The 19,144-nt window shown below is 66.6% G+C and carries 13 protein-coding genes and 1 tRNA gene; 5 read left to right on the forward strand and 9 right to left on the reverse strand.

The annotated features are described in order from the left end of the window. Positions 1–208: 208 nt before the first annotated feature. Both E8M01_RS04665 and E8M01_RS04670 read left to right on the forward strand, forming a co-directional pair. Positions 209–1,366, forward strand: coding sequence for an efflux RND transporter periplasmic adaptor subunit (locus E8M01_RS04665; protein ID WP_136964449.1), 1,158 nt, complete (start codon positions 209–211; stop codon positions 1,364–1,366). Positions 1,367–1,402: 36 nt separating this feature from the next. Next, positions 1,403–4,585, forward strand: a complete 3,183-nt coding sequence (locus E8M01_RS04670; RefSeq protein ID WP_136959051.1) for a multidrug efflux RND transporter permease subunit — start codon at positions 1,403–1,405, stop codon at positions 4,583–4,585. 144 nt (positions 4,586–4,729) lie between these two features. Here the strand turns inward: E8M01_RS04670 and E8M01_RS04675 are convergent, their stop codons facing one another. Beyond that, positions 4,730–8,086, reverse strand: a complete 3,357-nt coding sequence (locus E8M01_RS04675; protein ID WP_136959052.1) for a caspase family protein — start codon at positions 8,084–8,086, stop codon at positions 4,730–4,732. Between the two features lie 267 nt (positions 8,087–8,353). Between E8M01_RS04675 and E8M01_RS04680 the strand changes: the two genes are divergently transcribed. Continuing rightward, positions 8,354–9,418, forward strand: a complete 1,065-nt coding sequence (locus E8M01_RS04680) for a threonine aldolase family protein (RefSeq protein ID WP_136959053.1) — start codon at positions 8,354–8,356, stop codon at positions 9,416–9,418. A 42-nt stretch (positions 9,419–9,460) separates the two neighbouring features. Here the strand turns inward: E8M01_RS04680 and E8M01_RS04685 are convergent, their stop codons facing one another. The 6 genes from E8M01_RS04685 to E8M01_RS04710 all read right to left on the reverse strand — a co-directional run bounded on the left by E8M01_RS04685 (position 9,461) and on the right by E8M01_RS04710 (position 13,739). Next, the gene (locus tag E8M01_RS04685) at positions 9,461–10,618 is read right to left on the reverse strand and encodes a M20 aminoacylase family protein (protein WP_136959054.1); all 1,158 of its coding nucleotides are present in this window, start codon (positions 10,616–10,618) and stop codon (positions 9,461–9,463) included. Positions 10,619–10,670: 52 nt separating this feature from the next. Continuing rightward, positions 10,671–11,141 (reverse strand): DUF1203 domain-containing protein, encoded by a 471-nt coding sequence (locus tag E8M01_RS04690; protein WP_136959055.1) that lies wholly within the window; start codon positions 11,139–11,141, stop codon positions 10,671–10,673. Between the two features lie 571 nt (positions 11,142–11,712). After that, positions 11,713–12,348 carry a hypothetical protein gene (locus E8M01_RS04695; RefSeq protein WP_136959056.1) on the reverse strand — a complete coding sequence of 212 codons (636 nt, stop codon included), beginning with the start codon at positions 12,346–12,348 and terminating at the stop codon, positions 11,713–11,715. Further along, positions 12,345–12,617, reverse strand: a complete 273-nt coding sequence (locus tag E8M01_RS04700) for a hypothetical protein (RefSeq protein WP_136959057.1) — start codon at positions 12,615–12,617, stop codon at positions 12,345–12,347. Before E8M01_RS04700 ends, E8M01_RS04695 begins: the two co-directional genes overlap by 4 nt. A gap of 597 nt (positions 12,618–13,214) precedes the next feature. Further along, positions 13,215–13,290 (reverse strand) — tRNA-Glu (locus tag E8M01_RS04705). A 98-nt stretch (positions 13,291–13,388) separates the two neighbouring features. Further along, positions 13,389–13,739, reverse strand: a complete 351-nt coding sequence (locus E8M01_RS04710) for a hypothetical protein (protein WP_170181688.1) — start codon at positions 13,737–13,739, stop codon at positions 13,389–13,391. Positions 13,740–13,776: 37 nt separating this feature from the next. Here E8M01_RS04710 and E8M01_RS04715 point away from each other — a divergent pair, with 37 nt between their 5' ends. Both E8M01_RS04715 and rpoH read left to right on the forward strand, forming a co-directional pair. Further along, on the forward strand, positions 13,777–14,748 hold the full coding sequence (locus E8M01_RS04715) for an RluA family pseudouridine synthase (protein WP_246088773.1): 972 nt from the start codon (positions 13,777–13,779) through the stop codon (positions 14,746–14,748). 320 nt (positions 14,749–15,068) lie between these two features. After that, positions 15,069–15,968, forward strand: a complete 900-nt coding sequence (gene rpoH, locus E8M01_RS04720; protein WP_136964451.1) for an RNA polymerase sigma factor RpoH — start codon at positions 15,069–15,071, stop codon at positions 15,966–15,968. A 117-nt stretch (positions 15,969–16,085) separates the two neighbouring features. On the opposite strand, the gene E8M01_RS34965 is transcribed toward rpoH, so the two are convergent. Next, complete coding sequence (locus tag E8M01_RS34965) at positions 16,086–17,657, reverse strand: hypothetical protein (protein ID WP_170181782.1); 1,572 nt, start codon at positions 17,655–17,657, stop codon at positions 16,086–16,088. 48 nt (positions 17,658–17,705) lie between these two features. After that, positions 17,706–18,998 (reverse strand): adenylosuccinate synthase, encoded by a 1,293-nt coding sequence (locus E8M01_RS04740; protein WP_136959062.1) that lies wholly within the window; start codon positions 18,996–18,998, stop codon positions 17,706–17,708. Positions 18,999–19,144: the final 146 nt, after the last annotated feature.

Consider the following 19,144-nt stretch of genomic DNA (forward strand, 5'->3'; position numbering starts at 1 on the left):
AAGCCCATGGGCTCGGGCCGCCGCGCAGGACAGCAGCATCATTCACATCAGCGCCGCCAAAGCGATCACGGATCCCGTGCATCGCCCGGTCCCTTCTTGCCCGAAACAAGCGAGCCAAGCCATGCGCGACCTCCATCGCCCGCTCTCCCTGAAACAGTTCAAGACGAAACAGATCAAGACCCTCGTCGGCATCTCGGTCTTCGCCCTCATGCTGGCCGGCTGCAACGACCCGCGGCCGGCGGCAAGCCAGCCGGCCGCGGCCGCGCCGGAAGTCGGTTTCGTGACGGTCGCGTCGCAGCCTGTCCGCCAGGTTCGCGAACTGCCTGGCCGCGTCGTGCCGCTGCGCATCGCCGAGGTCAGGTCGCGCGTCGCCGGCCTGCTGGTCGAGCGCAATTTCGAGCAGGGCAGCCGGGTCAATGCAGGCGACCTGCTCTACAAGATCGACCCCGCGCCGTTTCAGGTCGAGCTTGCCAGCGCCGAGGCCACCTTGGCGCGCGCCGAGGCGACCCTGGTGCTGGCCGGCCAGCAGGCCCAGCGCCTGCGCGAATTGCTGTCGCGCCAGACCGCCAGCCAGGCGCAATATGACGCCGCCTTCGCCGCCCAGAAACAGGCCGAGGCCGAAGTTGCCGGCGCCAAGGCCGCGCGTGACCGGGCGAGGCTCGAGCTCAACTATACCGACGTCCGCGCGCCGATCTCCGGCCATATCGGCCGGGCCTTGCTGACCGAGGGCGCGCTGGTGGCGTCCGCCAGCGGCACGCCGCTCGCCACCATCCAGCAGCTCGATCCCGTCTATGTCGACATCACCCAGTCGGTCGGCGAGCTGAACCGGCTGCGGCGCGATCTCGCCAATGGCGAACTGTCCCGGCTCGAGAACGGCGCGGCCAATGTCCAGCTGATCCTGGACGGCGGCCAGCTCTATCCGCACGCGGGCCGCCTGCTGTTCTCCGACGTGACAGCCGATCCGAGCACCGGCCAGGTGACCCTGCGCGTGCAGATCCCCAACCCCAATGGCGAGCTTTTCCCCGGCATGTATGTGCGTGCCCACACCACCCAGGGCATCGACGCCGACGCCATTGCGCTGCCGCCGCAGGCGATCCAGCGCACCGATGACGGCAAGGCGGAGGTCTGGGTGATCGGGGCCGACGACAGGGTCACCCGTCAGCCCGTGGAGGTTGGTCCGGTGGTCGATGGGACGTGGCTGATCCAGGCCGGCTTGAGGCCGGGCGAGCGTGTCGTGGTCGACGGTTTCCAGAAGATCACCGTGGGCATGCAGGTCCGGCCGACGCATCAGGCACCCCGCGCCGTCGAGGCCAGCGTGTCGCGCATTCAGGGCGCCGCGACCCTGGGCACGACGCTGGTTCGCTGAACGCGCGTCCCTATTCTCGATTCCGGAGCCTGTTTGATGGCTGCATTTTTCATCGATCGACCAATTTTCGCCTGGGTCATTGCCCTGTTCATTTGCCTTGGCGGGATCATCGCGATCCCGCTGATGCCGGTCGCCCAATATCCGATCATCGCGCCGCCCTCGATCGCGCTGTCGACCGCATTCCCGGGCGCATCGGTCGAGAGCCTTTACACCGGCACCACCCGGCTGATCGAAGACGAATTGAACGGCGCGGCCAATATCTTGAGTTTCGAATCGGCCACCGACTCGTTCGGCGTGGTCGAGATCACCGCGACGTTCAGGCCGGGCACCGACCCCGGTTATGCCTCGGTTGAGGTGCAGAACCGGCTGAAGCGCGTCGAGGCGCGCCTGCCGGCCGAAGTCCGCCAGCAGGGCATCCTGGTCGAGGAGGCCTCGGCCGCCACGCTGCAGATCATCACCCTGGCCTCGACCGACGGCACGATGGACGAGGTCGCGCTCGGCGACTTTCTCATCCGCAACGTCATCAATGAAATCCGCCGCATCCCCGGGGTTGGCCGCGCCACGCTCTATTCGACCGAACGCAGCCTGCGGGTCTGGATCGACCCGGACAAGCTGCGCGGCCTCGGCCTGAATGTCTCCGACGTTTCGCGCGCGATCCAGAACCAGAATGTCCAGATCGCCTCGGGCGCCGTCGGCGCGCAGCCGAGCCCGTCGTCCAATCCGGTCAATTTCCCGATCATCGTCCGAGGCCAGCTCACCGAACCCGAGCAGTTCGGCGCCATCGTGCTGCGCGCCAATTCCGACGGCTCGAACGTCCGCCTGCGTGATGTCGCCCGCATCGAGCTCGGCGGCGAGGACTACAAGTTCACCACCCGCCTCAACGGCGGCCAGGCTGCCGGCATCGCGGTGACGCTGGCACCCGACGGCAATGCGCTGCAGACCGCCCGCGACGTGCGCGCCAAGATGCAGGAGCTCTCGCAGTTCTTTCCCACCAATGTGAAATGGGACATCCCCTACGACATCACACCGGCGGTCGAGGCCTCCATCGCCAAGGTTCTGACCACGCTTGCCGAGGCGGTGGTGCTGGTCTTTCTCGTGATGTTCCTGTTTCTGCAGAACATCCGCTACACGCTGATCCCGACCATTGTCGTGCCGATTGCGCTGCTCGGCTCCTGCACCGTCATGCTGCTGGCAGGCTTCTCGCTCAACGTGCTGACCATGTTCGGCATGGTTCTGGCGATCGGCATTCTCGTCGACGACGCCATCGTGGTGGTCGAGAACGTCGAGCGCATCATGAACGAGGAGGGCCTGTCGCCGAAGGAGGCGACCCGCAAGGCCATGGGCCAGATCACCGGTGCCATTGTCGGCATCACCCTGGTGCTGGTCGCGGTGTTCGTCCCGATGGCGTTCTTCCCCGGCTCGGTCGGCATCATCTACCGCCAGTTCTCGATCGCCATGGTGACCTCGATCACCTTCTCGGCCTTCCTTGCCCTGTCCCTGACGCCGGCGCTTTGCGCGACGCTGCTCAAACCCGTCGACAAGGGCCACGGCCACGCCAAGGGCGGTTTCTTCGGCTGGTTCAACCGGCTGGTCGAGCGCGAAACCGCCCGCTACGGCCGCGGTGTTTCGGGTTTCATCGCCAAGTCCGGCCGGGTGATGGCGATCTATCTCGCCCTGCTCATCGGTCTCGGCGTCATCTTCGCGCGCATGCCCGAAGGCTTCCTGCCGGTCGAGGACCAGGGCTTCTTCACCGTCGACATTCAGACCCCGCCCGGTTCCTCGTTCAACCGGACCCAGGAGGCGGTGAAGAAGGTCGAGGAGCACCTTTTGGCCCAGCCCGGCGTCGCCACCGTGACCATCGTGAACGGCTTCTCGTTTTCCGGCCAGGGCCAGATGACCTCGCAGGCCTTCGTCACCCTCAAGCCGTGGAGCCAGCGCAATGCCGCGTCTTCGGTAGCCAATCTGGTGACCGGCACCAATGCCGCGCTCGCCAGCTACCGGGACGCGGTCATCCAGGCCCTGGAACCGCCGCCGATCGACAATCTCGGCAACAGCGCGGGCTTCAGTCTGCGGCTGCAGGACCGCGCCCAGCGCGGTTACGCAGCCCTGATGGCCGCGCAGGAGCAGTTGCTCGGCCTCGCCCGCCAGAGCCCGGTCCTGCAGAAGGTCTTCGTCGAGGGCTTGCCGCCGGCGCCCCAGGCGGAGCTGGTGATCGACCGCGAAAAGGCGGCGGCGCTTGGCGTCGGCTTCGAGGACATCAGAGATACGATCCAGGTCAATCTCGGCTCGGTCTACACCAATGATTTTCCCAATCGCGGCAAGATGCAGCGGGTCATCGTGCAGTCGGAAGCGCTGCAGCGGCTGAACACCGCCGACCTCTTGAACTACAGCGTGAGGAACGCCCAGGGGACGATGGTGCCCTTGTCTTCCGTTGCCGAAATCCAATGGAGCAACGGTCCGGCCCAGATCATCGGTTTCAACGGCTACCAGTCGGTTCGCCTCACCGGCGAGCCGGCGCCCGGCTACACCACCGGCGACGCGCTCGCCGAGATGGAACGGCTGATGCAGCAGTTGCCGCGCGGTTTCGGCTTTGCCTGGACCGGTCAGTCGCTTCAGGAAAAACAGGCCGGCTCGCAGGCGACCCTGCTGCTGTTCCTGTCCATCCTGATCGTCTTCATGTGCCTGGCGGCGCTCTACGAAAGCTGGTCGATTCCGTTCTCGGTCCTGCTGGTGGTGCCGCTCGGGGTGATCGGCGCGATCGCGGCGGTCTCGATCCGCGGCATGCCCAACGACGTCTATTTCAAGATCGGACTGATCACCATCATTGGCCTGTCGGCCAAGAATGCGATCCTCATCGTCGAGTTCGCCAGGGAACTCTGGAAACCCGGCCGGTCGATCATGGATGCGACCGTGGAGGCCGCGGTGCTGCGCTTCCGGCCGATCGTGATGACCTCGCTCGCCTTCATCTTCGGCGTGGTTCCCCTGGCCATTGCCACGGGCGCGGCATCGAAGAGCCAGCAGGCGATCGGCACCGGCGTGCTCGGCGGCATGGTCTCGGCGACGGTGCTGGCGGTGTTCTTCGTGCCGGTCTTCTTCGTCGTGGTGATGCGCCAGTTTCAGTGCAAGCGATTTGCCAAGGAGACATCCCGCGAGGATGAGGCATTGTCACTGCCGCCGGCCGGCCCGCCGGCAGCCGCCGTCCAGGAGGCCCATCCGTGACCCGCGCCAAAAAAGGGCCGCCCCGGGGAAACCGGCGGCCTGGTCGCCGCCAACCAGGGGGCGAAGAGCGGCTGAAGCGACCGGTCGGCAAAACTAGCCGGCCGGCTTTCTGTCCTCATCCCTGTGGCGTGCTCAGTGTGACGCTCAGCGTCGCCCGCCGAAAAACGGCCGGGATGGCCCGGACATCCTGAATGACGGTCGCGACGGCCCCATCGGCCGGAACGACGGCCGCGACGGGCGCTCGAAGGCCGGCCGCGACGGCCTCTCGAAAACCGGCCGCGACGGCCGCTCGAAGACCGGCCGCGACGGCCTCTCGACGATCGGTCGCGACGGCCGGGAGCCGGGCCGCTGGATTTGCGGCCGGGGCTGGAAGTCCGGACGCCGCGAATGCAGCACGACCGGGCCGGGGCGACGTCCCGGACGGTGCATGCCGGGCCGGCCGGCCGGTCGGCCGTCCTGTTGCACGGCAGGGCCGACCGGCCGCTGGATCACCGGGCCATCGGTTCCCGGCCGGGGCAGCCGGCCGCCGCCCGGGGCTCCGGGCAGTGGCCGTACCGCGCCGCCGACACTGCCCAGCACGGGGGCGCCGGCGCCGGGTAGGCCCGGCCGCGGCATCGGGCGTGGACCGCCTGGTGGCGGGCGCAGGACAACCGGCATGTCGGGCCGGCGCAAGGTGCGCGGCAGGATGAAGGGAGCGCTGACGATGGCGGCCGCCGCCGCCACGGGCAGCACACCCCAGGAATAGGCCGGCGGCGGCGGCAAGGCCCAGATCGGCGCCAGCGGCGGTCCGAGATGGGCCGGTGCCAGCACGACATTGTCGTAGAAGGCCGGAGGCGCCGGGACCCAGAAGGCCGGATCGTCGACGATTTCCACGCCCCACAGCGGCGGCGGAATGTCCTCGTAGATCACCTCGACGAAGTCTTGCGACGGCCGGATCGGCGCCTGCAGGCGACCAAGTCCCCAGCGGGCCTCCTCGGCATGGGGGCCGCGCGGATAGATCTTCAGATAGGTCCAATAGCTTTGCGGCGATCCGACACGCAACGTCTGGCGCCAGACCATCGCCTCGCGCTTGGCGGCGAGCAGCCGCAGCACCCGGCGCGTGAACGGGCCGGTCGGGTAAGCCCGCAGAAATTCCTGATAGCCGGCAATGCTGTCGCGCTCGACGGCCAGCGCATAGGCGTCTGCGACAGGCAGCCCCTCGATACGGCGCGCGGCGGCCGGCGGCAGGGTCGATCCGGTCGGCATCGGGTCGGCGGGCAGCGTCAGCGACCGCACCGGCGGCGGAAGCCTCGAGGCTTCCCATGGCGTGTCGCGGCCATTCGACTGCTGATGCACCCGAAGCCGGGCGCGGGCGATGGCCTCGTCGAGCGGCAGGCCGGGGGCGCGCAGCTGTTCGGCAAGGGCCAATGCGAAACGTCCATAGGCCCCTTCGAACGGCGCCATGACCTCGCCGGGCGCGACTGCAGAGGCGATGAGCAGGCCGGGCGCGGCGTCGAAGACGCCGAGGCCACGACGGACCGGCAGGCCGAGGCCGGCCCAGGGATGATCGGCCGACAGGTCGAGCAAGAGCAGTCTGGCCCGGCTCTGCACCGAACCGAGGGCACGCGCCAGATCGACCAGCCGAAGGCCCATGATCGGAACATCGGATTCCCGCTCGATCGCCGCGTCCGACGGGATCAGATAGCTGTCGCCCTCATGCTGAAGGCCGAGGCCGGCGAGATAGACCAGCAGGATCGAATCCGGTCCGGCCTGGCGCGCCTTCGCCATGAAATTGGCAATCGCCGCCCTGAGATCGGCCTGCGGCAGGTCGGCGCCCTCGATGGTGGAGAAGCCGAGGTCGCGCAAGGTCTGGGCCATCAGGCCGGCATTGTTCAAGGCATTCGGCAGCGGATTGGACCGATAGCTGCCGACACCGAGCACCAGCGCCAGGCGGGTTTCCGTCTGGGTCGGCGCTATCACGGGAAGGGCCCCTGCCGGGCCTGCGCCGCTACTGCCGGCCGCCGCCATGCGCTCGCGGCGCGATCGTTCTTCGGCCTCGCGAATGGCGGCCTGGACCGAGGCCTCGCGTTCGCGACGGGCCCGCTCTTCGGCCTGGCGCGCAGCCGCCTGGGCCGCGGCCTCGCGCTCCCGGCGCGACCGCTCTTCCGCCTGGCGCGCGGCGACCTGCGCCGCCGCCTCGCGTTCGCGCTGCAACCGCTCTTCGAGCTCACGAATGGTGGCCTGAGCCGCCGCCTCGCGCTCGCGGGCACGCCGCGCATCGGCCTCGCGCGCCTCGGCCCGCTCGGCCAGCCGGCGTTCCCGCGCGAGCCGTGCTTCCGCCTCGCGCGTCGCGGCGTCGCGCGTCCGCTGCAGCCGTTCCTGCTGCGCCCGGGCGGTCGCCTCCTCGGCCCGTTCGCGCTCGCGCGCGCGCCGCCCGACGGCCACCCGGGCCCGTTCGGTGGCCTGTCCGGCCTCCCGGGCACGCCGTTCCATTTCCTGCTGCATCGCCGCCAATTGCTGCTGCAACTGCTCGAGCCGCGCATTCTGTTCGGCCAGCGCGGTGCGCGCCGCCGCATCGGCCTCGGCCCTGGCGCGACGCTCCGCCGGGTCGGCCGACGGGCGGTCCATGGTCTCCAGGCGCAGCCGCGCGTCATCGGCATGGACGCTGCGGGGGTGGTCGGTGAGAAAGGCCGCGATCTGATCGCGCGAGCCCTCACGCACGCGCTGCCAGATCTGCGTATCGGTTTCCCGCGCGTTCAGCACGAACTGGCCGCCACCGGATGCGGTGAACTCGGGCACCTGCCGGCCGGACGTGGCGCGCGACACCGAATCGGCGACCCGCGTCAACATGTCGGCGACACGCAAGCCCGGCTCGCGGGCCTGCTCGATGAAGGCCAGCGTGAACGGGCTGTTGCGTCCGGCGCCATCGGCCGCGACATTGTTGGGCTGGGTGGCGTAGACGACCACCGTGCCGCGCACCTGCTCGTTGGCCAGGCCGAGGTTGAACATCGCGCCGCGTGAGGCCGCGCGGCTTTGCAGCCGCTCCGCCACGGGATTGTTGCGGCAGGCATCGATCACCATGATCTTGAGACCGGAAACGCCGGCCAGCGCGTCGCGCGCCGCATCCAGCCCGACCATCTCGAAACGGATCGAGATATCGTCCTCGACCTTGGCATCGACCGGCATCAGGAAGTTGCGGCCTTCGCGCTGGATACCGTGTCCGGCATAATAGAACAGCGCGGCATCGGCATCCTGGGCGGCGCGGGCAAAACGCGCGAATGCGATGTCCATGCCGCGCTTGTCGATGTCCAGTTCGAGCAGCACCTCGAAGCCCAGTTCACGCAGGAGCGCGGCAATGTCCTCGGCATCGTTGCGGGGATTGGCCAGCATGGGCGTACTGGCATAATTGGCGTTGCCGATGACCAGCGCCACGCGCTTGTTTGCCAAAGCGGGGCTTGCCGCGCCGACGATCACGGCTGCGAGCAGCGCAACCCGAGCAAGAACGCTGACGATGCGTAGCATCTCGCGAGCACTCCCGGTCGATGACCATCAATCGTGAAGATTAACATCAGGCGATGAGACCAGCAACGTAAGGGAAACGACCGGATCGTGTTGTGCGATGGCGCACATGGCGAACGCCGGTCATGGTTGCCTGCGCTGAGCGGCGGCCAGCGTTGCGCTCGAGCCTTCACCAGGATGGTTGACCAGGCCATCCCTCAAATCGACAATCGCCGCAGACGTCCCGCCGTTCGGCCCCTCCGCGCCATCAGCAACCTCGAGAGCAACAGCATGGTCCACGCGCCCGCTCGTGCCGCATCCGGCAGTCCCGCCGTCCGCATCAATCTTTATTCGGACACGCAGACCAGGCCGACCAATGCCATGAAGACGGCCATGATGGCGGCGGAGGTCGGCGACGAGCAGCATGGCGACGACCCCACCGTCCATCAGCTCTGCGACCGCATGGCCGCGCTGCTCGGCAAGGAAGCCGCCATTTTCCTGCCGTCGGGCACCATGTGCAATGTCGTGGCGCTCAACACGCATTGCCGCAGCGGCGACGAGGTGCTGGCCCATGAGACCGCCCATATCCTCACCAGCGAAGGCGGCAGCCACGCGGCGATCGCCGGCGTGCAGATCAACGCCTTGCGCGGCCCGCGCGGCCTGTTCGACGCGGCTACGCTGCGCGCCGCGATACGGCCACGCACGCGTTATGCTCCGCCCCAGACCCTGCTCGAGATCGAGCAAACCGCCAATATCGGCGGCGGCACCATCTGGCCTCGATCGACACTCGACGAACTGACGGCGATCGCGCGCAACGAGGGCTGGGCCACCCATATGGACGGCGCCCGTCTGATGAACGCCTGTGTCGCGACCAACATCAGGCCGGCCGACATGTGCGCCGGCTTCGACAGCGTCTGGCTCGACTTCACCAAGGGGCTCGGCGCGCCGCTCGGCGCGGTCCTGGCCGGCTCGCACGATTTCATCGGCCGGGCCTGGCGCTGGAAGCAGCGGCTTGGCGGGTCGATGCGGCAGGCCGGAATTTGTGCCGCCGCCTGTCTTTATGCCCTGGACCACAATGTCGAGCGGCTGGCCGACGACCATGTCCATGCGCGCGCGCTCGCTGCCGGCTTGGCGCGGCTGCCGGGTGTCGATGTCGCGGAGCCCGACACCAACCTGGTGTTCTTCGACGTCGCCCGGGCCGGAACCACCGCGGCGGCGCTTCAGGCAGCCCTGCGATCCCAGGGCATCGCGATCAGCCTGCTCGGCGGACGCCTGCGCGCCTGCACCCACCTCGACGTCTCCGCATCGATGATCGACGAGACGCTGGGGGCGATCGCCGGGATCATCAGGCGCTAAGCATCGCGCCGGTGAGGCAGCGCGCGCGCCCGCCAAAAGGCGTCAGGCCAGATAGATCTGTGCGAGCTTAACCCAATAGCTTGCGGCCGGAAGGATCGTGTCGTCGTTGAAATCATAGCTTGGATGATGCAGCGGATAGCTCTGTTCGCCATTGCCGAGCACGACATAGGCCCCCGGCCGGTTGGCCAGGAACAAGGCGAAATCGTCGCTGACCGACATCGGCCGCTCGAGATCGGCGACGCCGTCGCTGCCGAAATGCTCTGCTGCGGTCCTGCGGGCAAAGGCGGTCTCGTCCGGATCGTTGACGAGCGCGGGGCAGCCCGGCGTGACCGTCACCTCCGCCTCGATCCCGAAGCTCCGCGCGTGGTTCGACACGATGGCCCTGACCCGGTCGACCAGGACGGCGCGCACGGCCGGCGTGAAAGACCTGAGATTCAGGCGCAGATCGGCCGTATCGGGAATGACGTTTCCCGCCTCGCCCGAATGAAACGCACCGACCGTCAGGACGGCGCTGTCGAGCGGGTCGACATTGCGCGATATGACGGTTTGCAGGGCTGTGACCATCGCCGCTCCGGCGACCAGGGGATCCCGGCTGAGATGCGGCAGCGCGGCATGACCGCCGAAGCCGCGCAGGCGGACGTCGATCTTGTCGATGGCAGCCCAGAACACACCGGGCTTGAAACCGAGCACGCCCGTCTTCATGCCCGGCATATTGTGCAGGCCGAACACGGCATCGCAGTCGAAAAGTGCGAACAGCCCTTGATCGATCATCGCCGCGGCGCCCCGGCCGATCTCTTCGGCGGGCTGGAAGATCACGTTGATCGTGCCGTCGAATCCTCTGGTCTCGGCCAGGAAGCGCGCGGCGGCCAGCAGGATCGCGCTGTGGCCGTCATGGCCGCAGGCGTGCATTTTGCCGGGATGACGGCTCGCATGCGACGCGCCGGTTGCTTCCTGAATCGGCAGGGCGTCGAAATCGGCCCGGATCCCGAGCGAGCGCCTGCCGGTGCCCTGCGACAGACTGCCCACGACGCCCGTGCCGCCCAGTCCACGGTGCACCCGGTAGCCCCAGCCCTGGAGCAGCCGCGCGATCGTCTCGCTGGTCCGGTTTTCCGCGAAGGCCAATTCCGGATGCATGTGAAAATCCCGGCGCAGGCGCGTGAACTCGTCGCCCCACTCCGCCATTCCGGCCAAGATCGACATTCGGTCCCCCTCGCCCGGCCCGCGGCGCCAAGCCGCAGGACGGCCTCGACACTCAGACCCGCTCGATGCGGCAGAGCATGCAGCCGGCCCTGGCGGTATGGACATTGACATGTGCGACATCCTTGCGGCCGAGCAGCATCTGCAGCGTGCCGTCGCACTCCTTGCCTTCGACCAGTTCGTTGGCGTCGTAGATCGCCATGCCGTCCTCGTCATAGGAGCGCAGCACGACCAGGCGATTGCGCACGATGTCGGGGATCGTGTTTTCGGCGGTAAACTGGCTGCATTCCGTGCCGCACATGAAAATTGCGGTCGGGTGGCCGTAGACGCTCCGGGGTTTTGGAACCTGATATGACAGCAGCAGCATGCCGTTGTCGGCCGGGGCTTCCGTCAGGCAATGCCGGCACGGATAGGTCTTGCCGGCCTCGACACGCCGGGTGATCGGATAGCCGAAATCGTCGATGGCCGATTTCCGGGTTTTTTCGGCGAAGCCGGTGTCGAGCGGAATGCAGCGGAATTGATGCATGGCCTGATCCTTGTCCCACGTCGAGCGCGCGTGTTGCTTTCGGGCGGCGTCTGTTTCGCCCGAGCCTTTCAGGCGCCGCCTGCGCGTTGCGGCGGCGACCGCAGCCCGTCGATGACAGTCAGCCTAGGCGGCGCCCGACGCGGCCCGCCATCCGTTTCTTGCGGTCGAAACCGATGGAGACGGGACGGTCGGAGGGCGGGGGCGGTCAGGTCGGGGATGGATCGGCTTGGCCATGACGACATGGCTCACGCTAATGATCGACGAGACCCTGGATGCCATCACTGGGACAATCAGGCGCGAACATCGTGCAGGCTGAATCGGTGAAGGCCAAAGCACGAGGCCGGGCGAACCGGGGCGACGAACCCGCATCAACGCTATGGATGTCGCTGAAACTTGGCGCTCCTAGGGAACCCACAGGGTCGAGCGATCTCTAAGTTGGACAAAGGTCGATCATGCCAATGTTTTCTACGTGCTCCCGGAGGATCAGGTGCCCTCAGCCCGGGATCCATGTCCCGCTAAACCGGAATGTCGGTGGGTAGGCCGCAGTGTACAAACAGTCCGATGCCGCGAGTTACCGGAAGTAAGCCAAGCCCTGAATAAAGCGCGGAAAAGCTCCAACCACTTCGAAAATCCGAGGATTAAGATATTTCATGGCGAAGCGCGGGGAGACTGCCAAAAGCCACAAAATTCCGACGATAGGAAGCGCAGTAACCAGGTTTAGAACGATAACTAAGGTACTCAGAGGAGCCGATAAGAACTGCGCACTCATCGCAAGTGCTGCCATTCGCTTGCGACGTGGGTCATCCCAAAGCTTACCCTCACGGGGATCTGTTCCCGTGTGGATTTTAACGACTTGCCGTCCAGCTCTTTCAATCAACCGTCTATTTTCGTTTGGGTCTAATTCTTTTGCGGCGCTCGATGTCTCATTTTCCTCTTTCATGATGGCGTAGATAGCGAGCGGAAAGAATAGCGGCGCGCACCACGCGGCGCCCCATACGAAACGGCGATCCAAAGCGTCCTTGATTTCAACCCTTACCCAATCACGATCGACTTGATTGGCCCTGGGGTCGGAGAGCACGGACTGCGCGATACTCTTGAGCTCGGCAAACTTCGCACGCGACAGGTAGGCGGCGGCGGCCTGAATGGCACCAACCATCACTAACGCTAGAAGGGCCAAAAAGGCGGGTTCCGTTAGATAACCCCTCATTTTCCGTTCCTTTCGAGACTCTCCAGGATCTTCTTGAGCTCTCGACGTTCGTCCGAAACCTTATATTGCACGCAGTAGAGTCCAAAATGGATAAGGATCAAGCCTATAACAAGGCCTTGGTTGGCTAGCCCCCATTCCCTGATCCTATCGTCGATGCCGAGGAAGAGGAACATTCCCGCAGCGCCGCCAAACCAAGTGGCGGCGTGAAGCGCATAAGCACCGGCAAGCTTCGGAAGCTCCTTGACTATCCTCTCGACTAATCCCTGCATGCACCCCTCGCCCCCGGGCATCTTTCCAGAGGCTCAACCCAAAGTCGAACCGTTCAGGAGTGGTAGTCGGTGGCCCTCGCCATGCCCCGCAAGAGCATCGGATACTTATCGGGTCGGCATGGCGCGACTTAGTGCACGGCCTCTTCCCCACCCGCACTCAAACTGCAAGAGCGTCATTGGGCAGATTGCTTCGCCGATTGACGGCAGACGTACTGGCCGAATCTCGAGCGAAGCGAGGAAGCAGAGCCAAGCCAAGTTTGAGTTCTTCCTACGGAAAAGCGGATTGGGGGCTGAGGGCCGGCCGCGCCACTCATGCTGATCCGACTGAAAGTTAAAAAAAGCGACGAATTTGGTCCGCAAAGGCGCGCAAGCGCCCGGCAGTCATGTTTGGACGTCGGCAGGTTGAGGAGCAAGTGCGGTAAAGCTCGTGACGAGGCGCGATCCTTGACGCCGGCATGCACACGAAGCAGCGCGAGCGAACGCAACTCGGCGCAACTAGCGCGTCGTACGTCGGCCCTGTGGGAGTTCTATGTGGGAAGATCTCCGAGCGCTCAAACTCAGGGCAAAAAATTCCAAATATTTTCAATGATTTAGATTTGGCGCTCCCTAGGGGACTCGAACCCCTGTTTTCGCCGTGAGAGGGCGACGTCCTAGACCGCTAGACGAAGGGAGCGCGGCCGCATTCGCTGCGGAGCGCGCTTCATAAGCGGAAAGGGCCGGGCCGGTCAAGAACGCTGTCGCGCGATATCAGGCAATTCGCCGCGCGGCCGGTCAGGGCCGTGGCACCTGCGGGCCGCCCACCGTGATCCGGTGCACTTCCTTCAGCGATTTCAGGTCGTAGATGACGATGACCGGCACGCCGCTCTGGTCATAGGTCACGGTCAGCTGGCCGTCGGCGGCGAGCGCCGACACCACCTTGCCGCCCTGCGGATCGATGGCGCCGAGCTTCACCGGGCCGGACGGCCCCTGCGCGCCCATCAACCGATAGGCGATCACCGCCAGCACCGTGCCGACGCCGGCAATCATGATGATCGAGGAGACGATCGAGATGCGGCGGATCTTGGCGACGACGGCTTCGCTCGCGGGGTCGTTGACATCGGGATCGGAGGAAGTGTTGTTCATCGCGCAATCTGATGGAGTTTTGGGCGTGGCGGACGAAATGCAGGATTTCGTGGTGGGGGCGGACGAGGCGCGCGAGCGGATCGACCGGCTTCTGGCGCGCCACGTACCTTCGCTGAGCCGGTCGCGCCTGAAGGCGCTGATCGAGGCGGGACACGTCACGCTGAGCGGCCGGACCATGACGGATGCCGGCCAAAGGGTCAATCAAGGCGACCAGGTGCGGCTCGCCGTGCCGGAACCGGAGGACCCGACGCCGCTGGGCGAAGCGATCCCGCTCACCGTCGTCTTCGAGGACGATGAGCTGATCGTCATCGACAAGCCCGCGGGCCTGGTGGTGCATCCCGCCGCCGGCCATTGGACCGGCACCCTGGTCAATGCGCTGATCGCCCATTGCGGCGCCAGCCTGTCCGGCATTGGCGGCATCCGGCGGCCGGGCATCGTCCATCGCCTGGACAAGGACACCACCGGCCTGATGGTCGTCGCCAAGACCGATCGGGCGCATGTGGCCTTGAGCCGCCAATTCGCCGACCACGGCCGCTCCGGCCCGCTGGAGCGCGCCTATGTGGCGCTGGTCTGGGGCCGGCCGAAGCCCGACCACTTCACCGTCGACGAGCCGCTCGACCGCGATCCGCGCAATCGCGAACGGATCGCGGTGCGCAAGGGTGGCCGCGAGGCGATCACCCATGTCGGCGTCGAGACCGCCTTCCTCGACGGGCTGGTGGCCGAGGTGTCCTGTCGCCTGGAGACCGGACGCACCCATCAGATCCGCGTCCACATGGCCCATCGCGGCCATCCCCTCCTCGGCGACGAGACCTATGCCAAGGGTTTCAAGACCAAGACGAGCAAATTACCGGATGCCGCCCGCCTGGCGCTCGAGGCGCTCGGACGCCAGGCCCTGCACGCCGCGGTCCTCGGCTTCGAACACCCGACGACCGGCAAGGTCTTGCATTTCGAGAGCCTCCTGCCGGCCGACATGCAGCACCTGGTCGACGCGCTCGGCGCTCCCGTGTAAGATCACAAACCGGCTGGCAGCATGGTTTGCTTGGGGTCGGCGGCGCTCACGGGAACGTGCGGCGATGTGATCATCCGATTTCGCACTTGCAGCGTATAATCGCGGAGTTCGGGCGGCTTCCCATGCATCCATGCAAGGAAGCATTGCCGAATATGGCGCCCAAAAGGGTCCGAAAGTCACCCTTCCGCCATCATGTTGAGTGCATATATGAGGGTGTCACGGCTGGCGTTTCGCAGCCGTGCTCTACGGGTTGCCTGGGCCTTGGGGCAGGCGATCCGGGTTCGCCGGATGGTCCGGGGGCCGAGAATAAGGAGAGCTTTATGGCTTATGCTGCTTCTCTTCCAATCCTCTCCGCGGAAGCGGGTCTGTCGCGTTATCTCGACGAGATCCGCAAGTTTCCGATGTTGCAGCCGCAAGAGGAATACATGCTCGCCAAGAGCTGGCGCGAACACGGCGACAGCAAGGCGGCGCACAGGCTCGTCACCTCCCACCTTCGTCTCGTCGCCAAGATCGCGATGGGCTATCGCGGCTACGGCCTGCCGATCGGTGAGGTCGTGTCCGAGGGCAATGTCGGTCTCATGCAGGCGGTGAAGCGGTTCGAGCCCGACAAGGGCTTCCGTCTCGCCACCTACGCCATGTGGTGGATAAAGGCCTCGATTCAAGAGTATATCCTGCGCTCGTGGTCGCTCGTGAAAATGGGCACGACCGCGAACCAGAAGAAGCTGTTCTTCAACCTGCGCAAGGCGAAGAGCTCGATCTCGGCTCTGGAAGACGGCGACCTTCGCCCCGACCAGGTCAAGATCATCGCCACCAAGCTGGGTGTCGAGGAGCAGGACGTCATCGACATGAACCGCCGGCTCGGCGGTGACGCCTCGCTCAACGCGCCGCTGCGCGAGGACGGCGACGGCGAGTGGCAGGACTGGCTGGCCGACGACAGCGACAGCCAGGAAAACGTGCTGGCCGAGTCCGAGGAGGCCGACAACCGGCGCTCCGCGCTGATGAAGGCGCTGACCGTGCTCAACGAGCGCGAGCGCATCATCTTCGAGGAACGCCGCCTGAAGGACGATCCGATCACCCTGGAAGAGCTGGCCGAACGTTTCGGCGTGTCGCGCGAGCGCGTCCGCCAGATCGAGGTGCGCGCCTTCGAGAAGGTGCAGGATGCGGTGGTGAAGTCGATGCGGGCGCTGGAAGGCGCGCCGTCGGCGCTCGCCGCTCCTTGATCCAGCCGACTTCGGCCGGCTGCCCGGAAATGCCAAGGGGAGGTCCGACAGACCTCCCCTTTTTCGTCTGAACTGCTCGAACTTCGCTGGCCCCGGGGCGCGGCCGCCCGGCCTGCCTTATTGGCCCCAGGCCGACAGAGCCTCTTCGAAGGCGCGATCGCCGGCGACGCCCTTCTCGATGGTCAGAATGGCGCGCCGACCGGTATCGTAACGCATGGGGATGTCGATGAAGGCGCGCGACCTGAGCGCCTCGATATTGCCGACCTTGTCGGAATCGAGCGCCGCCGACAGGCCAACGAAGAAGAACCCGTTGGTCACGCGCACCGCCTGGCCGACCAGCGGCACGCCACGGGCCTGTTCGGACGGCTTCATCAGCACGCCCGGCACTTCGGCGACGCCACGGAACTCGAAGTCGCGCGGCAGGGCGAAGACGATCTCGATCGTATGGGTGGCCGGCAAGGTCTCGTCGAGATTGCGCCGGATCGTCACCGTCACCGTCATGCGGCGTTCGGGGATGGTCACCTCGCCCACCAGCACCAGATCCGGCGGCTGACCGCGGCCGACGCTGACGGTCTGTGTCCGCCAGATGACCGAACCCTGCATCAGCGTGCCGGCCTGATTGCCCGGTGTCTCCTCGAACAGGGCAGCCCGCTGCGCCACCACAAGGGAACCAGGCGGCGGGGCGGTGGCGGCCGGTGCCGTGGGGCTGGCCTCGGGAACCGGCGGCGCGGCCGGCGCAGGCGCTGCGGCCGGCGCAGGCGCTGCGGCGGGCGGCGGCGGCACCGGTGTTGCGACCGGAGGCGGCGCCGGCTCGGGTGTCGCAGCGGTCGGCGGTGTCGAAGCCGGAGCCGGAGCCGGCGGCTGGACCGGATCGGCCGGCGCTGGCCGCGGCGCGACCGGTGCCGGCGTCTCGCCACCGACACGGTCGGTGATCTTCGGCCGCTCGCCATCCGGCGCAGGCGGCACGGGTGGGGCCGGTACCGGCGGGCGCTGGGCGGTGACCGGCGACGGCGGGCGCACGGGCTGCGTGGCAAAATACCAACCCACCGCCGCGGCCGCGCCCAGAATCAAGACGACCAGTCCCGCGGCGATCAGGCCACCGCGCCCCTTGCGGGCGGTTTCGACCTCATCGTCGGCGCCCAGCACGGAAACCCGCGGCCGGATCGGCGCCAGCGACGACTGGCGTGCGCCCTCATCGAGGGATGGCGCAGCGGTTGCCGCTTCTGCCGTCGCGCTGCCTTGACCGAAATCGACATTCGGCTCGACCCGCTGAGACACCGGCTCGGCCGGCTCCGAGGCGACCAGCTGATCCTGCGCGACGCGCCTCGCATTGGCCGCGGCATCGCCGAGCGCCTCGGCCTCATGGGCCGCATCGCTGACCGCCTTGGCGCCGTCGACCGAAACCGCCTCGGGCCTGACGGTCGCCACCGCGGCGGCGATACCGGCGAGCTCGCGCTCCATCATGGCATCGAGGCTCTCGGCCGTGCTGTCGGCCTCGACCTTGCGGATCGCGTCTTCCAGCGACAGCCGCTCGCGCGTGATGTGCTCTTCGGCAAGCGGCGGATCCATGCCGCGCAATTGTGCAACCAAGGCCGCTCGCGCGCGGTCATAGACCGCGCGGCGTGCCTCGCCAGTGTTCTCCGTCAAAGCCGTGACGGCCCGGGAGATCAAGGGCGTGTAATCGGCCATTGCGTTATGCTCTGTCGCCTCCCTTAGGGGGACTGGCCCCCTGACATTCTACTCGAACGGGTTGCGCACGAGAATCGTGTCGTCGCGCTCCGGACTGGTCGATAGTAGGGCAACCGGGCAGCCGATCAATTCCTCGATGCGACGCACGTATTTGATCGCCTGGGCCGGCAGCTCGCCCCAGGAGCGGGCGCCCGCCGTGCCCGAGGGCCAACCCTCGATTGTCTCATAGATCGGTTTCACGCGGGCCTGCGCCTCCTGGCTGGCCGGCAACAAATCGATGCGCTTGCCGTCAAGTTCGTAGGCGACACAAACCTGGATCTCTTCGAACACATCGAGAATATCGAGCTTGGTCAGCGCGATGCCGTCAATGCCGCTGGTCTTGACCGCCTGGCGCACCAGAACCGCATCGAACCAGCCGCAACGGCGCTTGCGTCCGGTGACGACGCCGAATTCGCGGCCGCGTTCGCCCATGATCCGACCGTTGTCGTCATCGAGTTCGGTCGGGAACGGGCCGCCGCCGACCCGCGTGGTATAGGCCTTGGTGATGCCGAGGACGTAATTGACCGCGCCCGGGCCCATGCCCGAACCAGCGGCGGCCTGGCCGGCCACCGTGTTGGACGAGGTGACGAAGGGATAGGTGCCGTGATCGATGTCGAGCAGCGTGCCCTGCGCGCCTTCGAACAGGATGCGCTTGCCCGCCCGCTTCTCGTTGTAGAGCAGGTCGAACACCGGCTCGACATAAGGAAGCACCTTCGGGGCGACAGCGGCGAGTTCATCATAGATCGCCTGCGGATCGATCTCGGCGAGCCGGAGCCCGCGGCGCAGCGCGTTGTGATGGGTCAAGAGCCGCTCGATCTTCGGCATCAACGCGGTGAGGTCGACGAGATCGGTCATCCGGATGGCGCGCCGGCCAACCTTGTCCTCGTAGGCCGGGCCGATGCCGCGGCCGGTGGTGCCGATCTTGGTGCCGGCGGTATTGGCCGATTCCCGATGCAGATCGAGTTCGCGGTGCAGCGACAGGATCAGGCAGGCGTTCTCCGCCACCCTGAGCGTTTCCGGCGTGATCGTCACGCCCTGTGCCGAGACCCGTTCGATCTCCGCGATCAAGGCATGCGGGTCGATGACCACGCCATTGCCGATCACCGACAGCTTGCCGGGCCGGACGATGCCCGAGGGCAGAAGCGACAGTTTATAAGTGACGCCGTCAATGACCAGCGTATGCCCGGCATTGTGGCCGCCCTGAAAGCGTACCACCACGTCGGCCTGGCTCGACAGCCAGTCGACGATCTTGCCCTTGCCCTCGTCGCCCCACTGCGAACCGACGACCACCACGTTTGCCATGGTCTCTATCCTGACCTGTTCGTGGCAAGGCAAACCCCGACCGCGCGCTCATCGCGATGGCCGGGGTCCTTGCACTGTGCGGATAAAGGATCATGACGGGGGTGGCAAGTCCGCTTGACGCAGGGGCTCCTTTGCACCTGTTTCGA

Origin of the sequence: Phreatobacter stygius (assembly GCF_005144885.1) — a bacterium.
Lineage (GTDB): Bacteria > Pseudomonadota > Alphaproteobacteria > Rhizobiales > Phreatobacteraceae > Phreatobacter > Phreatobacter stygius.